The 21,028-nt window shown below is 41.9% G+C and carries 18 protein-coding genes; 17 read left to right on the forward strand and 1 reads right to left on the reverse strand.

All coding sequences use genetic code 11. The features are described 5' to 3' along the window. The first annotated feature begins 39 nt into the window (after positions 1–39). The 15 genes from FLL45_RS03155 to FLL45_RS03225 all read left to right on the forward strand — a co-directional run bounded on the left by FLL45_RS03155 (position 40) and on the right by FLL45_RS03225 (position 16,687). A complete protein-coding gene (locus tag FLL45_RS03155; RefSeq protein WP_246075743.1) occupies positions 40–651 on the forward strand; it encodes an alpha/beta fold hydrolase in 612 nt (203 codons plus the stop codon). Positions 652–729: 78 nt separating this feature from the next. Beyond that, a complete protein-coding gene (locus tag FLL45_RS03160; RefSeq protein WP_142888325.1) occupies positions 730–1,998 on the forward strand; it encodes an MFS transporter in 1,269 nt (422 codons plus the stop codon). A gap of 31 nt (positions 1,999–2,029) precedes the next feature. Further along, on the forward strand, positions 2,030–3,844 hold the full coding sequence (locus tag FLL45_RS03165) for a M61 family metallopeptidase (RefSeq protein ID WP_142888326.1): 1,815 nt from the start codon (positions 2,030–2,032) through the stop codon (positions 3,842–3,844). A 96-nt stretch (positions 3,845–3,940) separates the two neighbouring features. Beyond that, complete coding sequence (xthA, locus tag FLL45_RS03170; protein WP_142888327.1) at positions 3,941–4,750, forward strand: exodeoxyribonuclease III; 810 nt, start codon at positions 3,941–3,943, stop codon at positions 4,748–4,750. 27 nt (positions 4,751–4,777) lie between these two features. Next, positions 4,778–5,932: a methionine aminotransferase gene (locus tag FLL45_RS03175; protein WP_142888328.1), complete on the forward strand. Its 1,155-nt coding sequence runs from the start codon at positions 4,778–4,780 to the stop codon at positions 5,930–5,932. Continuing rightward, positions 5,914–6,693, forward strand: coding sequence for an amidohydrolase (locus FLL45_RS03180; RefSeq protein WP_142888329.1), 780 nt, complete (start codon positions 5,914–5,916; stop codon positions 6,691–6,693). Before FLL45_RS03175 ends, FLL45_RS03180 begins: the two co-directional genes overlap by 19 nt. Positions 6,694–6,737: 44 nt before the next feature. Further along, positions 6,738–7,775 (forward strand): Kelch repeat-containing protein, encoded by a 1,038-nt coding sequence (locus FLL45_RS03185; RefSeq protein WP_142888330.1) that lies wholly within the window; start codon positions 6,738–6,740, stop codon positions 7,773–7,775. Positions 7,776–8,029: 254 nt separating this feature from the next. Next, positions 8,030–8,944 carry a fructosamine kinase family protein gene (locus FLL45_RS03190; RefSeq protein ID WP_142888331.1) on the forward strand — a complete coding sequence of 305 codons (915 nt, stop codon included), beginning with the start codon at positions 8,030–8,032 and terminating at the stop codon, positions 8,942–8,944. Between the two features lie 108 nt (positions 8,945–9,052). Next, positions 9,053–9,970: an AAA family ATPase gene (locus tag FLL45_RS03195; protein ID WP_142888332.1), complete on the forward strand. Its 918-nt coding sequence runs from the start codon at positions 9,053–9,055 to the stop codon at positions 9,968–9,970. 86 nt (positions 9,971–10,056) lie between these two features. Beyond that, positions 10,057–10,968, forward strand: coding sequence for a DUF58 domain-containing protein (locus tag FLL45_RS03200; RefSeq protein WP_185964300.1), 912 nt, complete (start codon positions 10,057–10,059; stop codon positions 10,966–10,968). Further along, positions 10,961–12,958 (forward strand): transglutaminase TgpA family protein, encoded by a 1,998-nt coding sequence (locus tag FLL45_RS03205; protein ID WP_142888334.1) that lies wholly within the window; start codon positions 10,961–10,963, stop codon positions 12,956–12,958. The genes FLL45_RS03200 and FLL45_RS03205 overlap by 8 nt, the downstream gene beginning before the upstream one ends. Positions 12,959–13,098: 140 nt before the next feature. Next, positions 13,099–13,716 carry a MiaE family protein gene (locus FLL45_RS03210; protein WP_142888335.1) on the forward strand — a complete coding sequence of 206 codons (618 nt, stop codon included), beginning with the start codon at positions 13,099–13,101 and terminating at the stop codon, positions 13,714–13,716. A 220-nt stretch (positions 13,717–13,936) separates the two neighbouring features. Then, on the forward strand, positions 13,937–14,818 hold the full coding sequence (dapA, locus tag FLL45_RS03215; RefSeq protein ID WP_142888336.1) for a 4-hydroxy-tetrahydrodipicolinate synthase: 882 nt from the start codon (positions 13,937–13,939) through the stop codon (positions 14,816–14,818). A gap of 16 nt (positions 14,819–14,834) precedes the next feature. Continuing rightward, the gene (gene bamC / locus FLL45_RS03220; protein WP_142888337.1) at positions 14,835–15,917 is read left to right on the forward strand and encodes an outer membrane protein assembly factor BamC; all 1,083 of its coding nucleotides are present in this window, start codon (positions 14,835–14,837) and stop codon (positions 15,915–15,917) included. A 5-nt stretch (positions 15,918–15,922) separates the two neighbouring features. After that, positions 15,923–16,687 carry an MBL fold metallo-hydrolase gene (locus tag FLL45_RS03225; RefSeq protein ID WP_185964301.1) on the forward strand — a complete coding sequence of 255 codons (765 nt, stop codon included), beginning with the start codon at positions 15,923–15,925 and terminating at the stop codon, positions 16,685–16,687. 88 nt (positions 16,688–16,775) lie between these two features. Here the strand turns inward: FLL45_RS03225 and FLL45_RS03230 are convergent, their stop codons facing one another. Then, the gene (locus FLL45_RS03230) at positions 16,776–18,029 is read right to left on the reverse strand and encodes a TonB family protein (RefSeq protein ID WP_185964302.1); all 1,254 of its coding nucleotides are present in this window, start codon (positions 18,027–18,029) and stop codon (positions 16,776–16,778) included. Positions 18,030–18,686: 657 nt separating this feature from the next. On the opposite strand from FLL45_RS03230, the gene FLL45_RS03235 reads away from it, so the two are divergent. Next, a complete protein-coding gene (locus tag FLL45_RS03235; RefSeq protein WP_142888340.1) occupies positions 18,687–19,322 on the forward strand; it encodes a chalcone isomerase family protein in 636 nt (211 codons plus the stop codon). A gap of 249 nt (positions 19,323–19,571) precedes the next feature. Beyond that, positions 19,572–20,897 carry a saccharopine dehydrogenase C-terminal domain-containing protein gene (locus FLL45_RS03240; RefSeq protein WP_142888341.1) on the forward strand — a complete coding sequence of 442 codons (1,326 nt, stop codon included), beginning with the start codon at positions 19,572–19,574 and terminating at the stop codon, positions 20,895–20,897. The last annotated feature ends 131 nt before the right edge of the window (positions 20,898–21,028 follow it).

Here is a 21,028-nt window from a genome sequence, read left to right on the forward strand (position 1 = left end):
GCTTCCTCTTTTTTTAACTAGATGGTCAATAAAAAAATAATGCTCAGTGAATTCACCTTGCTTTTAGCGCATGGCGCCGGAGCCGATAAAGACTCTGAGTGGATGGTAAATTTTAGTCTTGCGGTTGAAGCGCTGGGTATCAAAGTTGTTCGCTTTAATTTTCCTTATATGGATAAATCGGTCAAGGACGGAAAGCGCCGGCCTCCCGACAGAATGCCTAAACTACAAGAAGCATTTATAGCGCAAATAGAAAAACTCTCATTAGACGCTCGCCATATCATCATCGGTGGGAAATCCATGGGGGGGAGAGTGGCAAGTTTGATAGCAGCAGAGCCTGATAGACAGTCTGTCGCTGGGGTGGTGTGCCTCGGTTTTCCATTTACGCCACCCGGTAAACCGGAACAGTTCCGGGGAGAGCACCTTAAGAGTATTCAGGTTCCCACGCTCATTATTCAGGGGGAGCGAGATAAGTTTGGTGGGCATGAACAAGTCGAACAATACGAGTTTAGCGAGCAGGTCTCTTACGTTATTTTACAAGATGGCGATCACAGCTTCGTACCTAGAGTTCGCTCCGGTGTTACCTTGCAAGAAAATATTCAACGCGCCGTAAAATCTATCGGCAAGTTTATCGAGACCTCAGTCGCCTCATAGTCTTTAGCTATTTGAATTGATAAGAGAATAATCTAATATCGTGCTACATTTTCAGCCGCCTTCAATCGCAGTATTTTCATGTCACAGTCCCAAGTAGCCCAAAGAATACGTGCCGAAATCTTTAGTTGGACCAGCTTGGCATTTGTTATGGCCTTGTTGGAAGGCGGCGTCATCGGAGTCGTCATTAAAAATGGGTTCGCTGGACAAGTCGACGATTGGCTGTTGAACTTGTGTGTTGCGATTGCAACCGGCGCGCCATTTTATTCAAACTTAATCAGTTTTATCTGGGTTAAGTTGAGTGCCGGTAAAAGTAAAGCTCAAATTGTCTCTAATTTGTCAATAGTGTGCTGTTTCTGCGGCCTGGGTATCAGCTTTGTTTCTTTCACTAGTAGTGGTTTAGTTGTTCTCGTATTGTTGTTAGTCGTCGCGCGAGTTTGCTGGTCCGGAATTATGACTATTCGCTCTAATATTTGGCGAGTAAACTACCCGAGATATATTCGCGGTAAAGTTACTGCCAAATTGGCGACCATGGCTTCCTTATTGATGTCGGTCGCTGCATTTGCTGCTGGTTGGACTTTAGACTGGCGATTTGAGGCGTTTCAGTGGTTATATATCAGCTTCGCGCTATTTTCTTTATTTGGTGCATATCGTTACCGGTTTCTCTCAGTACGCCATTATCATAAACATTTAGAGCAAGAGCGGGACTCGACTCAAAAAGCATCTTTTTCACGGATATTTAGAGTGCTTCAGGATAATCGGGCGTTTGCCAAGTACATGTTGTCAATGTTTATCTTAGGCAGTGGTAATTTAATGTTTATGGCGCCGCTAATCGTGTATTTAAATGAGTACACTGGACTAAATAAAAGCGAACAAATTCTAATCACAACGGCGATACCGCTGGCTCTAGTTCCCTTTGCTGTTGGTTGGTGGGCGCGCCTGTTGGATGGAAATCATATTTTTCATTTCCGAAGTATCCATAGTTGGGGGTTTGCAACCGCGATTTTTACTTTTGTACTCGCCCAAATCACTGTTACCGAATGGCTATTTTTTGTCGGCGCATTTATTTATGGTGTTGCGATATCTGGAGGTGTAATTGGTTGGAATCTTGGTCATAATGATTTTGTGAGTAATGCGAGTCCTATGGACTATATGGCGGTCCATGTCACATTAACCGGGTTAAGAGGCTTATTTGCGCCTTTGCTAGGTATTGGCTTCTATCAATGGCTAGAGACGATTCAGCCAGGTAATGGGCGCTACGCTTTGTTACTACCATTTAGTATTACGACAATTGGCGGTATCCTATTTGTTTACTTTAATCGCCAACGGCTTTCTGGCCAGCTAGAATAGTAGAAGAGACTATATTCAATAAGTGAGATTTATGATTCATTATACCTTAGGCTTTGACAGAGCAAATGCACATATTTTTAACGTAAAACTAAATTTAAACTTTGCGTTACAAAGTGGACAAAACTTTTATTTACCTAACTGGATTCCCGGCAGTTATATGATAAGAGATTTTGCAAAGAATATTGTTAGCCTGGAGGCGAACTCAAAAGGAAGTACTGTAAAAATTGAAAAAGTTGATAAGTCAACTTGGCGCTTAGCACAAGACGTTGACTGTTTAGAACTAAATTATGAAGTCTATGCGTGGGATCTTTCGGTTCGCTCAGCTCATTTAGATAATCAACATGGTTTTTTTAATGGCACCAGTTTGTTTTTAGGGATTAAGGGATACGAATCAGAGCCGCACGCAGTTATTCTTAAAGCGAGTGAACTTGCTCGCTCACAACATTGGACCGTTGCGACTGCAATGACAGCAAAAGATATCGATGAAAGTGGCTGGGGTAAATACTCTAGCGAAAGCTATGACGAATTAATCGATCATCCTTTTGAGTTTGGAAAATTACAAAAAGTCACTTTTGAGGCTGCTGGTGTGCCACATGAGATGTATTTTACCGAAGCGCCTGAGTTTGTTGACTGGGAAAGGATTGCCAAAGATGTAAAGCAAATTTGTGAAACCGAGATCGCCTTTTTTGGTGATGATAAACCGCCATTTGAGCGTTATGTCTTTATGACTTTTGTTCAGAAAAAAGGCTTCGGAGGGCTAGAGCATCTTGCTTCGACTGCTTTGCATTGTAGCTTTGATGACCTTCCTTTAGTCGGCGACAATCCCAATATTATTGATGAAAATTATCGGACTTTCTTGTCCCTGTGTTGTCATGAATATTTCCATAGCTGGAATGTAAAACGAATAAAGCCTGCACGATTCTTACCAATGGATACTTCGCAAGAGTCTCACACGGAATTACTTTGGTTTTTTGAAGGGATAACCTCTTACTATGATGAGCTTCTGATGGCCCGCTCAGGAGTGATTTCGCCTGTCGAATACCTCGATATGTTAGCGAAGACCATCACTCGAGTATATCGAACAACAGGGCGGTTTAAGCAAACCGTTACTGAATCAAGTTTTGATGCTTGGACGAAGTTCTATAAGCAAGATGAAAATGCTATTAATGCAATTGTGAGTTACTACACTAAAGGTGCGCTTGTGGCGTTTTGTTTAGATGCGGAAATTCGTCAGCGAACCAATAATCAATCAAGTTTAGATGATTTGATGAGGCTCGTTTGGCAACGTCACGGAAAAACACTGAAAGGGGTGGGTGAAAACCAAATTCAACAACTTGTTAAAGAGCTCGTCGGCGAGTCAATGAAAGAGTTCTTTGAAATTGCACTCTACTCGACCCAAGAGCTTGATCTTAACAAAGTATTTCAACAGTTAGGCATAGAGTTTCAGATTATTCCACAGTACTTGCAAACAGAGAAAGGCGGATTTGTCCCACAACAAAAACAAAGAGCGGGTGTGTCGTTTTTAGATATTGTTCATAAAGATAACGCCTTGGGCGCATTCGTTTATGCGGTTTCTGAAGACGGTGTGGGGGCTTCAGCTGGGCTTTCTAATGGCGATGTGATTATTGCTATTGATGATATAAGGGTGACCTCGGGTGAACTCGATAAACGGATTGCTAGAATTCCTATTGGTACGAAAATTAAAATAACTTACTTCCGTCGAGAACGATTGTTTGAAAGCCACTGCGTTTTGACTGAGGGCTTAAGTAATACCTGTTATTTGAGCTTAAAAACACCTGAGCCCACGGATGAATTTTTATTATGGGCAACGGGAAAAAGTCATTGATTACTGCATCAATTTAAAAGCTCAGAAAATAAAGGTAAAAGTGACCAGAATAAATCCAAGCGAACAACATTAAGAGAAGAACACTAAGAGAAAAATATGAAAGTTATTAGTTTTAATATTAATAGTTTAAGAGCTCGGCCTCATCAGATTGAAGCACTAGTTAAAAAACATTCACCCGATGTCATTGCCCTTCAGGAAACCAAAGTTGATGACCCTGATTTTCCACATGAAATTGTCGAGTCGATCGGCTATCACGCAGTTTACCATGGACAAAAAGGACACTATGGGGTGGCTACTTTATCTAAAGAGCCTGTAGAGTCTTTCGAAAAAGGCTTTCCAGGCGATTTAGGCGATGCTCAAAGACGAGCAATTATTACCGAGCATAAAACCAAACAAGGTAGTCTATTTGTGTTTAATGGTTACTTTCCTCAAGGTGAAAATCGCGAGCATCCCACTAAGTTTCCAGCGAAGGAAAAGTTTTATCAAGATTTAAATAATTATTTAACGGACGAAAAGTTGAAACAGAACTGGGTGATTGTTGGCGATATGAATATTTCTTTTAAAGATCAAGATATCGGTATTGGCGACAAGAATGCCAAACGTTGGTTGCAAACCGGTAAATGTAGTTTTTTACCGGAGGAGCGAGAGTGGTTACAACGAATTGTCGATAAAGGCTTGAGTGATACTTTCAGAAAACATTACCCTGAGGTTGATAATAGATTTAGTTGGTTTGATTATCGAAGCAGAGGATTTAACGACGAACCGAAACGAGGGCTGAGAATCGATCTTATCCTAGCAACGCCTCAATTGTATCAAGCGTGTTCTGATGCTGGAATTGATTACGATATTCGAGGAATGGAAAAACCAAGCGACCACGCTCCTATTTGGGCGACGTTTGATTTTTAGACTTTAGATTTAAGCTTGAGGTTTACAATGGCGAACAATATTGAATCGAAGTTACCGGCCACGGGAGTAAGTATTTTTACTGAGATGTCGCAGCTCGCTAATCAGTATAATGCGATAAATTTATCGCAGGGATTTCCTGAGTTCGACACGCCTGGTCCTCTAAAAGATTACCTTAAGTCTTATGTTCAACAAGGACTCAATCAATATGCGCCTTCAATTGGAATGCCGCAATTATTGGAGCAGATTCGATCGCTCATTGAATATCACTACGCTGCTCAGGTATCGACTAGCTCGATTACCGTCACCTCAGGCGCAACTGAAGCGTTGTGGGTTGCCATTCAAACTCTTGTTAGAGCGGGCGACGAAGTGATTGTTTTTGATCCGGCCTATGATTCGTATGAACCTGCAATTAACCTGGCCGGAGGAAGTTGTATTCATATTCCTTTAACAAAAAAAGATTATTCCATTGATTGGCAAGTTGTTGAAAGTCGAATAACTCAACATACCCGCGCAATTATTATCAATAGTCCGCACAATCCAACGGGTACTCTTTTATCAACGGACGATTTGCAGCAACTCACTCGCTTGGCGAACAAATATGACTTTTATGTGATAAGTGATGAGGTTTATGAGTTTATTACCTTTGACCAGCACCAACATGAAAGCGTTTTAAAGTACCCTGATTTATTTAAGCGGTCATTTGTCGTTTCGAGTTTTGGTAAGACTTTTCATGCAACCGGTTGGAAACTAGGCTACTGTGTTGCTCCGGAAGCTTTGTCCGATGAATTTAGAAAGATTCATCAATATGTTACGTTTTCGAGCTTTACGCCGGCGCAACTCGCCGTTGCATCAATGTTAGAAAATGAGCCTCAACATGTTTTGGGATTAAAATCTTTTTATCAGCAAAAAAGGGATTTGTTAGTAGAGAGTTTACAGGGGAGTCGATTCCAAATTCTCCCATGTCTAGGGACTTATTTTTTGCTCGTTGATTATAGTGAGCTCTCTGAACTCTCTGATAAAGACTTTTGCTACTGGTTAACTAAAACGGTTAAGGTCGCTGCAATTCCCTTAAGTCCTTTTTGTGAAAATCAATCTGGTTCGAAAATAATTCGACTTTGTTTTGCAAAAAATAACGATACCATTAAAGAGGCTGCACATCGATTATGCCAACTATCCAAGTAACTGCCGTCCAATCGAACATTGTATGGCTAGACAAACACAGTAATTTAGCTAACCTCGAATCATTAGTTGGAAGTATCAATAAAACCGATCTCATCGTTTTTCCTGAGACATTTGCAACTGGCTTTGCTGTCACTGAACCAGAATGTATCGAGCCCAAAGTCGGCGGTGATGTAGTTGATTGGATGACCCGATTGGCGAGCCTTAAAGGGTGTGCGATTTGCGGAAGTGTCTTAGTTGAGGATGGCGATAAAAAGGTTAATCGATTTTATTGGGTAACTGCCGATGGCAATGTTGAGTTTTATGACAAACGCCATCTATTTCGAATGGCTGGTGAAGATACTTATATTAATCCAGGTCAACAAAGGAAAATTGTAGAATTAAAAGGATTTCGTATCATGTTAAATACCTGTTATGACCTACGTTTTCCTGTTTGGAGTAGAAATCAGCAAGACTATGACCTGTTGATTAATGTCGCTAATTGGCCCGTGCCAAGAAGAAACGCATGGGACACGTTATTAAAAGCGAGAGCGATTGAAAATCAGTCGTTTGTTGTAGGTGTCAATCGAATTGGTGAAGATGGTAAAGGTGTAAATCACTCAGGCGGTACCGCTATAATTGATTTTTTAGGGAGCGAAATTGTCGTTGCAGAAGATAACGAATCGGCAGTTATTCAAGCCGAACTTGATTTAAACGCGCTCAACGATTTTAGGCTTAAGTTTCCATTTCAAGCAGATGCTGATAAATTCCAATTACTCGATTGATTTTAAAGTCAGTACAAAATATTAAAGCGACGAAGAGGATTTACATGCAACTCGTAAAATTTATTAGCTTATCGCTAGTCATTTTTATTGGCGGTGCCAGAGCTGAAGTCATAGGAAATCTTCCAGAGCCAATCACTAACAATGCGGTCGCCGCAGCAATGACTAAAAATGGTTGGCAGTTATACTCGTTTAATGGGCTAAAGCGAGGCAAAGATTGGCGAGCAGTTTCCAATTCGGTTTATCGTTTTGATTTAAAAAGTCAACAAAGTTATCCCATCAAGACCGTACCTTATCAGACAGGCCGCTTAGCAAGTATTGCGGTAACGGTAAAAAATAAGATATATCTTTTTGGCGGTTATACAGTAGCTGAGAATCATGAAGAAAAATCCATTCCGTCCGTTCATCGATTTGACCCACAAACCAATGAGTTTCAAAAAATAACCGAGATGAGTATTCCAGTGGATGACACGGTAGCTCTGGTGTACCAGGATCGGTTTATTTATTTGGTTTCAGGCTGGCATGACGTCGGGAATGTCACCGATGTTCAGGTATTTGATACTAAAAGTGGTCGATGGTTTTTTGCGACACCTTATCCAGGAAAATCTGTATTCGGGCATGCTGGTGGTATAGTTGGAAATCAAATGGTTATCGCTGATGGTGTTTTTGTGTCCGGCGTTCGTGATCTAAAGCGCCAATTTGCGATGTCTGATGAATCTTACATCGGCATAATTAATCCAAACGATTTCACCCAAATAAACTGGCAAAAACTGCCTTCTCACCCTGGACCGGCAAGATATCGTATGGCAGCCGTAGGAGATCCAACTAACGAGCAAGTGATATTTGTCGGTGGTTCTGTTAATCCTTATAATTTTAATGGGATAGGATATAATGGGGAGGCTAGCGGTCCATCGAAGCACGCTTTTGCTTTTGACCTAAAAACTAAGCAATGGCAACAGAAACCTGATAGCCCAATTGCTACAATGGACCATCGCGGACTACTAATGCTTGATGGAGCGTTTTTTATACTTGGCGGAATGTTAGACAATCAAAAAGTGACTGACAATATTCTAAAAGTCTTTTAATTCAGTATACGAAATCGACTTCGATGCTACTACGCGTCGACAAACTTAGATGCAAAAGTGCAAACGAAAAAGTAAGAACGAAAAAGCATTAACGGAAGTGCTTAATCAAAAATCATCTTGTCTTTTTGGTTTAAGATGGTCAGTACAAGTCATAATTACAGATGACAAAGATAGCACGTAAACACAGCGTTTAAACATAACAAGCATGACTCGTCGATATGGCCACTCAAACAAAAAACGCTTTGGCGTAAATCATGAACGTCGATAATAACTTATTTAAATATCTCGAAAAGCTTCTTAGTGATGAAGCGAAAAAAGCCGATAGCAATACCAAAAGTCGAACGTTTCAATTGAAAAATATTAGGGCGATAACTGGCGGAGATATTAACCAAGCTTTCGAGGTTTCCAGCGATACGAAGCGCTATTTTGTAAAAGTCAATCTTGCCTCAATGCAGGCGATGTTTGATTGTGAGCAATATAGTTTAGAAACGATAAGCGCGTCTAAAACCATAAAGGTCCCTCAAGCATTACTTGTTGGCTGTTATCGTGATTGGAGCTTTTTAGTATTAGAAAAGTTATCTTTATCGCGGATGAAAAAACCAGCCGCTTTTGCCATAGACTTAGCGGCGTTTCACTCGACAACCTATGAGTCTTTTGGATGGCACCATAATAATTTTATTGGATTTACACCACAGTTAAACGAGTGGGACAATAACTGGCCTGATTTTTTTATCAACTATCGACTCAATCCACAAGTCGACTTTTTAGAAAAAACAAATGATGTACGGGGGCTCAAACAGAATCTATCCATAATCAGTAAGCATATTGACTATTTTTTTCAAGATTATAATCCTCAAGTTTCACTGGTACACGGGGATTTGTGGAGCGGAAACTATGGGTATCTTGAAGATGGTAGACCGGTTATTTATGATCCTGCAAGCTACTACGCGGACCACGAAGTTGACCTTGCCATGATGGAGTTGTTTGGCCACCCAGGTGAGCGTTTTTATGAAGTCTACAACCAATATTATCCGATTCACCCAGGGTATTCAGTTAGAAAAAAACTATACAATTTTTATCATATTTTAAATCACGCTAACCTGTTTGGCGGTAGTTATGTTTCTCAGGCTCAATCAATCTCAGCGGACTTAGCGCGGTTGATTAGTTAATTGACACAGTTTGACACGCTTTAATTTTGGATTAATTGAAGTAGTAACTTGAATTATTACAGTTCTTAAATCATTCTTAGGACAACCAAGTACTCACATCAGTAAATTATGAATTCACAACTTTTAAAAGCGGTCGAACAATTAAACCAAATAATTTTAGGTAAAAACGAACAAATTAAGTTAGCTTTAGTTTGCTTGTTGGCAAAAGGGCACCTTTTAATCGAAGATTTACCTGGTATGGGGAAAACGACATTGGCCCATGCTTTAGCGAAAGTCTTAGGGCTTGATTTCCAAAGAATTCAGTTTACCAGTGATTTGTTGCCCGCAGACATTATTGGCTCGGCGATTTATCGGCGTAGTGATGAAACTTTTAAGTTTCATCAAGGACCCATCTTCACTCAAGTCATTCTTGCCGACGAAGTTAACCGAGCGACGCCAAAGTCGCAGAGTGCGTTACTGGAGGCGATGGAAGAATATCAAGTGACCTCGGAAGGCGTGAGTCGAAAGCTTCCGGAGCCGTTTTTCGTTATAGCCACCCAAAATCCTTTCCATCAAATCGGGACCTATCCATTACCAGAGTCGCAACTGGATCGATTTTTGATCAGAATATCGCTCGGATACCCGGCTCAAGAGGTCGAGCGTTTGCTCCTATTAGGTCAAGAAACCAGAGTCCAAATCGACGAATTAGAACCGCTTCTTGATGCAACGCAACTATTAGAGTTTCAAGCCCAAGTCAATAATGTAACGACGTCGGACAAGTTATTGGATTATCTGCAGCTATTAATAGCTGCAACCAGAAATAGTACCCATTGGTCTCATGGTATTTCTCCTCGAGGAGGTTTAGCGCTTTTGAAAGCTGCCAAAGCATGGGCTTTTTTGGAGGGGCGAGACTTTGTTATTCCTGAAGACGTTCAGGCCGTCTGGCAGTCAGTAGCGGGTCATCGTTTAATGAGTCAGAAAACTTCAGCGGCAACGCAACTTACCCCCGTAGATGAAATTCTTTTAGAGACTGCGGTTCCTCGATAGTGAATCAATCGATATTGAGTCTAAATAAGACCTTAAAAAACTATTTCAGTGGCTTTTTCGGGAGTCGTATGCCCAAAGGCAAGTCTGTGACCTTAAGTCAACGCTCGACTTATATTTTACCGACTGGTTTAGGGTTTTTTATGGGCTTAATTCTTTTGTTAATGTTGGTTGGGGCAACTAATTACCAAAACAATCTCGCCTTTTTATTAACCTTTTTGGTTGCTGGAATTGGATTGGTCTCGATGATTTTTACTTACCAAAATATCCAGGGTATTCAGTTTTCTCTCATTAATCCAGGCGAAGTGTTTGTTGGGGAGACTTTACCACTGCCTATTAGCTTAAGAAGCATCAATCGAACTAAGCACTTTAGCATTGGAATCGGGCTGGATAAGAAGAATGTCAGCTTGGTTGATGTCCCAGACGATAATTACGTTACGCTTAAGGTTGATGTAAAGGCTGTCAATCGTGGACGTCTCGAATTGCCCAGGATCACCGTTATGAGCGTATTTCCTTTTGGTTGGTTGCGCACATGGGCGTATTTTCGATTCGATACTGATATTATTGTTTACCCTGAACCACTCGAGCCAGCCAGACTCGACACTCAAAATTGGGGACAAGAGTCGGAAGAAGGAAGCCGAGTGGAGGGGAGTGAAGATCTCTATGGACTTAAGCCTTATCAGGATGGAGAGCCATTAACTCGAGTTGATTGGAAGTCTTATGCCAGAGAACGCGGCATGTTTATTCGCGAATTTGCTGCTCATGAAAGTGCGGATTTATGTTTGAATTGGGAAGATTTTCCCGGCGTTGATAACGAAACGCGACTCTCTTACTTAACTTATATGGTGCTTGAGGCGTCCTCCAATCAGTTAAATTTTTCACTAGAGTTACCGGATAAGTTTGTTGAATACGGAGAAGGCGATGAGCACCGAAAAAAATGTCTCAAAGCCTTAGCTTTGTTTGGCGAGGCTCCTCAAGCTTCAGGTACTAGTCATGCATAGCTCGATATCACAAATCGAATTTGAAAAGCGAGCAATGCCAATTGTGGCAATTTTATTGGCTCACCAGCTCGTTTTAATTCCCTTGTACTTTTTTATCCCACTATGGATTGCCGTATTAAATACGCTTGTTGCGGCGACAGTTTTTTATTGTGCGCGTAACCCTCATGTCGTTATTAATCGATGGATCAAAGTGGGGGTTACTATTGTGGCGATTGCTGGCGTTTATATGGCATTTAGAAAATTTTCTGGCAGAGATGCTGGAGTGTCGTTAATAGCGGTAATGTATGGTTTGAAGATTCTTGAAATCCAAACTAAGCGAGATGCAAACTTAGTCTTGAGTCTCAGTTTCTTTTTATTAGTGGCTGGATTTTTCTTCACTCAAGAACCACTTATTGCGTTCTACCAGTTTATTCCGGTTATTGCCATATTAAATGCTTTCGTTGCAATGCAAAGCCTAGAAAAGTTTGAACTGGCTGCAGGCAATCTTAAAGGTGTGTTAAAAGATTTATCTCGTTATCTGGTGATTGCTATACCGATCATGATTGTGCTGTTTGTGTTCTTCCCGCGGCTCAGCGGGCCACTTTGGCGAATGCCTGGTGCTTCGGTGGCAACGACCGGTGTTTCAGATTTAATGAGCTTGAGTGAAATTACCGAGTTGCAGACATCTGAAAATATTGCGTTTCGGGTGACATTTAATGGTGATGTTCCCAATGAGACAGATATGTATTGGCGGGTTGTGGTGCTTGACGAGTTTGATGGACTGTCTTGGCGGCGGACTAATCGCAACCTTTTGCCTGATATGGATGAAACGGTTTTTGAGGGAAGTTTTGATTATTCGATTACTTTAGAACCAACTAAAACGAATTATTTAGTCGCTTTAGACAAGCCGATATCTTCGCCGCAAAACGCTTCTTTAGTGGACGATCAAACCGTTCGTTCTCGATTTAGACTGCTCGACAGAACTCGCTATCAGTTAAGCTCAAAGCCTTCATTGATTATTGATTCGAGTTTAAGCCAAGTGCAGAGAAGCAAAAATGTGCGAATTCCATCGTCGGGCAATGCTGATTCGGTCGATTGGGCTAGAGACCTGCGCGCAAGAGTGAACTCTGATGAAGAATTCGTTAATGAAGTGTTAAGAATTATCAACCGGGAAGAGTATTATTACACGCTGACCCCGGGCGAAATGGATGAGCAAATAATTGATAGTTTTTGGTTGGACAAAAGGCGCGGGTTTTGCGAACACTATGCTAGCTCTCTGGTGTTCCTGGCAAGAGCAGCAAATATTCCTGCACGAATTGTGATTGGTTATCAAGGCGCAGAAAAAAACCCACGAACCGATTACTGGATTGTGAGAGACGCAAATGCCCACGCATGGACGGAAATTTGGTTTGAAGGAAGAGGGTGGGTGCGAGTTGATCCGACTGCAGCGATTGCAAGTCAGAGAATTGAAGAGAGTTTACTCCAAGAGTATGGCCAACGGCTTGGTTTATTTGATGATTTTGAGATAGTCGAACTTGATCAAGTTGGGCTTCTTAAAGAACTTCAGTATTGGATGGATGAGATTAACTCGGGCTGGAATGATTGGATTCTCGATTACAACCAGTCTCGCCAGCGTCAATTTTTCCAAAACTGGGGTATATCGGGGCTCTCTGACCACATGCTGATAATTATCATGTTGTCGATCGTGAGCGGATTAGTGTTTATCAGTGGCTTGAAGTGGTTTCATGGCAGGACAGAAAGAGATCCATTGGCGCAGAGATTTGAAAACCTCATCCAAAGATTTGAACAACAGGGAATACTTAAGGTTGAGCCTCATTTTGGGCCGAAAGCAATTATCGATAAGCTCAATAAAATTGATGAGACTCGCTTTCGCGAACACACGCAAGTCTTAAATCGATACATAACTTTACGATATGCTGAACGGACACCTCGTCAAGAACAAATAAACGAATTAGAAAAAGCACTGACAAAGCTCAAAGTTAGAAGCTAGAACTCGAAAAATCAGCAAAATGCACAAAGTGTTTAGTGTGTAGTACTCGTCATAGTCTTACAAATTCTCTATAATCCGGCAAGTTTTGGAGTTGCAAGTGTAGTTGTCGAGTTGAGCTACACTTTTTGGACAATTGTTTAATGACCGACATATCCCACATCTATCAATTTTTGCGGTGTAAAACACCGGATCGCTGGCTAGATTACGCTGAAAATCATGTTGATATTTTGCTAATTGATCATGCTAAATGTGAAAAAAAGGCCGGCTCGACAGCGTTAAGTTTAATGTTTAAATACCCTGAACGGAGCGAATTACAAATCAAAATGGCTCAGCTCGCCAGAGAAGAAGTACTGCATTTTGAGCAAGTTTTTGAAATACTGCAAAACAGAGGCATCGAATATTCAATTCTCTCACCTTCTCGTTATGCGGAGTCTTTGCGAAAGCTCGCTCGTGCGAGTGAGCCCCACAAGTTAGTTGATTTTTGTATCATTGGCGCAATTATCGAAGCGCGCTCATGCGAGCGGTTTGCGGCCCTCGCTCCAAGGTTAGTCGATTCTGAGCCCGAGCTAGCCAAATATTATCGCTATTTACTGAAATCTGAGTCTCGTCATTTTGAGGATTACCTCGCTCTAGCGCGCAAATATTCACCGGACCCCATCAACGAGCAGCTCAACAAGTTGTTAGACAGAGAAGCAGAGTTAATTGAAAGCGAAGATATGGTCTTTCGTTTTCACAGTGGAATCCCGGCAATTAGCTGAATTTGAATGTCGTTTTTAGCTAGAAATATCTAATTACTCAATGCGGGGTTCAAAAGGCGAATTCGATCTATCATTTTGCTTGAGTTGGTGTCGGCTGCAAAGTAACATAGCAGCCTTTATTTTAAAGCCACAAAACGATTTTCTCCCTGTTTTAAAAAATACCTTATTAAGATGGTAAATAGTCGGGGGAAGATAAAAATTATAGAGGTGCATAAAGGTTTTGTTTCGTGGAAGTTTAGTAGCTTTGGTTACACCGATGAAGTCTGATTTAAGCATCGATTATGATGCATTGTCTGCTTTAGTGGATTGGCACATAGAGAGTGGTACGCATGGTTTAGTGGTCATGGGTACTACAGGCGAATCATCTTTGGTCTCAGTGGACGAGCATGTCGCGGTTGTTAAAGCAGTAATCGAACAAGTTGATAAGCGTATTCCGGTTATCGCTGGATGTGGAAGCGCTTCGACTTCGAAGGCGGTTGAGCTAGTGAACCAGCTGAACCAATTGCAACCCGATGGCTTTTTATGCGTCACCCCCTATTATTTAAAACCGACTCAAAATGGGCTTTATGCGCATTTTAGTGCAGTTGCTGATGCTTGTGAGGCACCATTAATTCTTTACAATGTTCCGGGCAGAACCTGTTGCGATTTGGCGGATGAAACCGTCGCAAGATTGTCATCGCACCCCAAAATTGTCGCAATAAAAGATGCAACTGGCGATTTAGAGAGAGCTAAGAACCTCATCGAAAAGGTTCCTGGGTTCATTTATTTAAGTGGTGATGACGCGACAGCGCTTGATTTTATGGCCTTAGGAGGCCATGGAGTGATTAGTGTCACAGGCAATATTGTCCCTAAAGAATTTAGTCAATTTTGTGATTTGATGGCTAAAAAGCAACCTGAATCAACTCAAAAAGCAAAAGAGCTGTTTAATCGAATCAATTCACTGAACTCGGCGCTATTTGTCGAGTCAAACCCGATACCTGTCAAATGGGCTTTGGCAAAAGTAGGGCGAATGGAGCCATATTTGAGGCTACCACTTACTCAACCAGAACCAGCATCGCAACAAGTCATTCAGGCGGCGATGCAACAAAGTGCAGTAATTTAGGCTTTGGAGCAATACTTTGAAAATTATAAAAACATCAATCGTAATCTTATCTTGTCAGATGCTTGCTGGATGCAGTTGGCTCTACGGCGAAGATGGTTTGGTTAAAGATTCATCATACGAATACGTAAACGCTCGACAAACAAAAGACATCCAAATTCCCGGTGAATTGACTCAAAAGAGGAAAGTGAACTTTACTCCAGTTCCGGCGATCGGCGAGAAAGCTAAACAAGCGCCCTACGGAAAAGAGGTTAAAGTTTCTGCGCCTATTCAGATTTTAGCGGTGCTTGATAATATTCGAATCGATAAAAAAGCTGACAACCCGGCGGTTTTCATCCTCGATGATAGCGACTTTTTGTGGCGTTCCATAATAGAAATATTTGAGGAGAACGAGGCAAAAATTGAGAAGGCCAACAAGCAAGAGCTTGTTATTGAGACGGACTGGTTGGCAGTAGATGAGCGGGGTGTTTGGCTCGGCGTCGCAGGAGAGGACGATATCGATGAATTCCGGGCTAAGTATCGGGTTAAGTTCACCGATGGTGTGCTTAAAGATGAAAAGAGAATGGAAGTCTCGCGAATTGCTGCTGAAAAGTTAGATGACGAAACCGAGCAGTGGCAGCCGGTCCCCAGCTTTTGGCAAGACTCCGCAGATATGCTTAATTTGCTGATTTCAAGTTATGACAAGAAAGCCGCTACTCGAGACCAAGCTAGAAAAGCGGCGATGGTGGCAGGATTCAAAGTCCAGATGGCGAAAGATGAAGAGGATGCCGCTGCTTTGGTCACTGAAGCGAGTATGGAGCATGTTTGGGAAAAGCTCCCGAAAGTGCTGGAGGCGCTTGAGTTTGACGTTAACGATCGCGATCGTCGTTTGATGACTTACTTTGTTAACTATCAAAAAGAAGAAGCCGGTTTCTTCGCGTCACTTTTTTCGGAAGAGAAAGAGTTGTTGCCCATTGATGCCGGTGATTATCAAGTGACTTTGCGTCAATTAGGTGAGAGAACTGCAATCGTATTTAGAGACGGCCAAGGTGAACCCTTAAATTCGCAGGTTTTGACCAAGCTGTATCCTACATTGAGCCAGTTGTTTGGTGATAATCGATAGAAGAAGTGTCTCAGTTAAAGTTCACCTCACTTGGCTCGGGTAGTAAAGGTAATGCCACTGTTGTAGGGTATGACGAAGCGCTCATCCTTATCGATAGTGGTTTCTCTTGCAAACTACTTGAAACCAGGCTCGCTGAGCGAGCTATTGATTGTCAACATATCAAGGCAATCCTGGTTACTCATGAGCATAGTGACCATTTCAATGGCGTGCCGACTTTTTCGAATCGATATGGCATTCCGGTTTGGATGAGTCATGGTACCAGTCTCAATCAAAAAGCCGAAAAAATTAAGGCTTTAAATGTCTTTAATAGCCACTCATCTTTTCAAATCGAGCAGTTGGAAGTGCAGCCCGTTTTGGTCCCACATGACTCAAGGGAAGCCTGCCAGTTCGTGATACGAAAAGGGTCGAGTTGCTTAGGTATTTTGACTGACTTGGGTCATATAACGCCGTTTGTGAGTCAACAATATAAAGATTGTCAGGCGCTTTTACTTGAGTTTAACCACGATATTCAAATGCTGATGTCTGGCAGATATCCTCCCGCATTAAAAGCAAGAGTGAGCGGTTCTTTGGGGCATTTGAGTAACGATCAAGCAATTGATTTCCTGAAGAATGGCCAATTAGACTCGTTAAAGTTTTTAGCAGCGATGCATCTTAGCGAAGAAAATAATTGTCGCCATAGCGTCTTGGACCAAATTAATGGATTGTCACTAGACTCGGTTGAGGTAACCATCGCTTGCCAAGAGAATGGCTTTGATTGGGTATCTATTTAACAGCATTAAGTAAGTCGACATTAAATGATTTGAAATAAAAAAGGGCGCTGATAAAGCGCCCTTGAATTTTCATAAAGGTCAGTGAAGGCTAATTTAAGGTAAATGAAATCGGCACTTCAAAAACAAATTCTTCTTGTTCCAGTTCACTTGGAATTTCCTGGAATGGTGCCGCCCGTCGAATCATTTTCGTGACGGCTTTGTCAAGAATGCGTGAACCGGACCGTTCGATCAATTCAATCTCTTTCACTGAGCCATCTCTGATCAACGTCACCTTAGCGGTCACGTCGCCTTCTTTCTTTTGACGATAAGCCCTGGCAGGATACTCTTGGAACTGACGAATTGAGTTAACCAAGTCTCTTTTGTATGAACCGGCAATTAAGTCAGCATCAATAAACGGCTCTTCTTCTACTGGCGGAGGTGTCAATTTTGCAACCTTTTTGGGCGGCTCTTTTTTAGGTTCCGGCTTTTTGGGTTCCGGTTTAGTTTCAGCTTTTGCAACTTGAACAGGTTTCGCCTCGTCCTTTTTCTCAGTTACTGGCGGTTTAGCTGCTGGCTGTTTTTGTGCAACTTGCTGGACGGGTTCTTCTTTTTTCGGCTCGGGTTTTTTGGGTTCAGCTTTCTTCGGCTCAGCTCTTGCAGGTGCCCGCTGCTGTGGGGCCGCTCGAGCAACTCGAGTGACTACTGGAGTTGCAGGCGTCGGTGGCGCTAGGTCAGCGTCAAAACGCCCTTTGACAGGTTCCATAACGGTATATTTAGTAATGAAGTCTGTCTTAATAGCGTCTTGGTCTAAGCCGCGAATACTTGACTTGAACGCTTTGGTAGGTGGAATGTTGCCTAACCAGACATTCAATAAAAGATTGGCAAAACCGCTTTTGTTTACCGTTGTAAAGAGTGTTTTGTTTAAGTAGATCTGAGTACCAACGCCTGGGATATGGTCGATATTAATTTCATCGCCGGAAACTAACCTGCGCTTGAAAAGGTTGGAGAAGCCAACAATTTCGCGGGTTAGCGGTTGCCATTGGTTGCGCGGGTTGTTCATCGCCATTCTTTCTTTCCAATGGCGTGCGAGTTTTCGGTTGGAATACTCGCTCACAAAGCGGATAGACATCCTTTTAGCGACGTTATCGTCTTTGAGCTGATCGACATTAGTGACTGAACTTGGCCCAAACAGCGCACCGATATAGATATCATTCCTCAGTTCTTGGTACATCCCGATACCGATTAGAGAAAGCTCGTCACCGTCTGATAAGCTAGCTGTCATCTCGGCAGCTTTAACAGAGTAGTTAAAACTCAAGATAAATACCGCTAAAACCACAGAGAGTAGGGATGTTTTCGATTTCATTGAACTACTGGGCATTAATAAAACTCCGCTAATTATACTACTTGTTACTAAAAAACGCCTGCAGATATCTCATAAACGAACCTCGCTGCGAAATCCGTGCAATCGCCGTTTTGTTGATATTCAAATTAATTTGGGGGTTTAAATGCACCTAGCCTTATATTTGTTTTTATCCTTTAAAACTGTAGCAAGGTACTTGTCTGTCGCGTCACGCCTATTTTCGATCGATTAATCGTGCTGATCAACCCACTAAGTATACATTATCTGATGTTATAGATACCTAAAAAAACACGCGTAACCCCTAATTAATCAGACTTTATAACCATTTGCAAATACAAATTGGTTGTTTTTAATGTTATCGGCAGTAAACGGTGATTTTTTAGCCTTATAACCCATAACTTCTTGTTAAATCTGCAAAAATAGCCTAAATTAACCAAATAGCGAGCAAGAGTTCTTTGTTTTTGGTTTATTTTTGTAGGAGAAGACGGCCAAAAATGGAGTTTAAAGGGACATAAATGCGGGGTTATTCCTGCGATGATCGCTCAAGGACGACCTTGCGAAAGGTAGTCTGTTGTCAGAATGCCTAGTGCTCCGGGATAATAATAAGATTCTTGGTAGTAGATCGTTGTACAAGATTTTAAGTGATAATTGGGGTGGAGTGTGAAGACATTAAAAGTATTATTAACGGCGATTTTGGTGATGACCACCGGAACGCTCATCGCTGCAGAGCCAACTGAAGAAGAAAAGTTACTCGCAGTGCAACGTATTGACATTATCGATAAGCCTGCTTTAATGATTGGTATGGGCTTAACGCAGCGCATGAGTGATGATTATTATATCGCAGCGCTATATCTTGAAGAAAACGTCCAATTCGATGGAACGGATGTCTTTCTATACGAGCCCGTTGTTCGCCGAATGGAATTCAGAATTGCCTCGACCAGCAGTGTTTCAGCCCGAAGTTTTGCCAGAAAACTGGCCGAAGGGATAAGAATTAACAATGCCCGTGACGATATTTCTCTGCAAAAAGCGCAGGTTGCCCGTTTAATGCGATTCTTTAGAGGAACCTACAAGAAAGGCGATGTACTTCGCTTTGATTACCACAACAGTTTCGGTACTCGAGTCTCATTGAATGATCGAGTGTTAGGTGAAATTCCTCGTTCGAATGATATGTATAAATTGTTAATCAAGGTATGGGTTGGTGAACGGCCACCTTCATCGCGATTCAAAGAAGGTATCATGGGTAAAAACGAACCGGAATACGCGGTTAACTTGTTGAAAAAGTTCGTCGCCCTGTAAAACCTATTATTGCTTCAAACAAGAACAGCCCTCTCGTAAGCTCGTGAGGGCTTTTTATTTTCTTCGCGGCGTGCAGTTGAAAGGTGGCCTCTGACCGCTGGTTGGTCCTCAATTTTTGCGACATAAATATCGTCATATTTGGGTTTACAGTTATTATAAAGCTCGCTATGCTTTGCGCCATCGACAGCATCGCGCTCGTCTAAACGACACACATATAACCCAACCCTCTATATTTTCAGGAAAACGCTCATGGCAGATATCTTATTGCTAGGTGCCGGATTTGTTACCGGACCTTTGGTCGACTATTTACATGGCAAAGGTCACAAAATTATCGTCGGCTCACAGTTCCTTTATGAAGCTGAAGAGCTTGTTGCAGGAAGAGAAGGTCTGACCCCTAAACAGGTCGATGTTACCAGTCAAGAGGCGTTAGGGGAGTTGGTGGAAAAAGCTGATTTAGTTATTTCTTTTGTTCCTTTTCAATTTCACGTTGCGGTAGCAAAAATCTGTATTAAACATAAAACTTCGATGGTGACAGCGAGTTATACACATGAAGATATGTGGGCATTAAACGAACAGGCAAAATCGGCAGGTATCACAATTTTAAACGAGATAGGTGTCGATCCCGGGATCGACCACATGACCGCGATGCAGACGATTGACGAGGCTCACGAAAAAGGGCTTAAGGTGGAAGCATTAGTATCTTGGTGTGGTGGCATTCCAGCACCCGAAGCCAATAACAACCCGCTGGGTTATAAGTTTTCATGGTCACCAATGGCCGTATTATCGGCAGTATCAAATGATGCCCACTATCTAAGTAATGGTGAAAAAAAATCAATCCTTGGTGATGAGTTATTGACTTCAATGAGAGCGGTAACTTTAACAAAAGATTTGGAACTTAAAGGCTATGCTAATCGTGACTCACTCGGATATAAAGAAGAGTACCGAATTCCTGAGGTCAAAACACTATTAAGAGGCACCTTGCGTTACCCAGGATTTGGCCCGGTAATTGAAGCTGCAAAAAATATTGGGCTTCTTTCTCACGAGCAATTTGCATCACAAAGTCCGAACAGTTGGCAGAGTTTGATGACTATGTTAACCGGTGTTGAAGCGTCTGAGCTCGAAGCGAAGTTAACCAATGACGTCGAAATCAACCGAAGTTTTAATTGGTTAGGCTGTTTCTCAGAAGAACCGATTGTGGGTGACAGTCCGATTCAAGCCTTCTGCAACTTGCTGTGTGATAAGTTGAAGTACGAAGACGATGAGCAAGATATGATTGTCATGCAACATCGAATGATTCTGGTTGATGACGAGCAAAACAAAATATTTCATCGTTCGACACTGGTTGAGAAGGGCGATAAAAATGGGTTCTCAGCAATGGCGAAAACCGTTGGTTATCCCGCGGCAATCGCTGCCGATCTTATTTTACAAGGCGCAATTACTCGCAAAGGGGTGTGCATACCGGTAACCAAAGATATCTATCAACCCGTCCTTGCTGAATTAGATAAATTAAATATTCGGATGGAAGAAAAGTTGATCACCGATCAGTCAGAAGCGAGTTTTCTCAATCATCTCTAATCGAAAGTTAAACTCATATAGTACAACCGAGTAAAACGTAACTCCAAGCATAACAACAGATACGAGACTGGGCGCTTTGGTTCGCCCAGATTAGTTGTGACTATTAATTGTTCAGGTTTAATAGCAATTCC

Source organism: Aliikangiella marina (genome assembly GCF_007004765.1).
In the GTDB taxonomy this organism is placed as follows: domain Bacteria; phylum Pseudomonadota; class Gammaproteobacteria; order Enterobacterales; family Kangiellaceae; genus Aliikangiella; species Aliikangiella marina.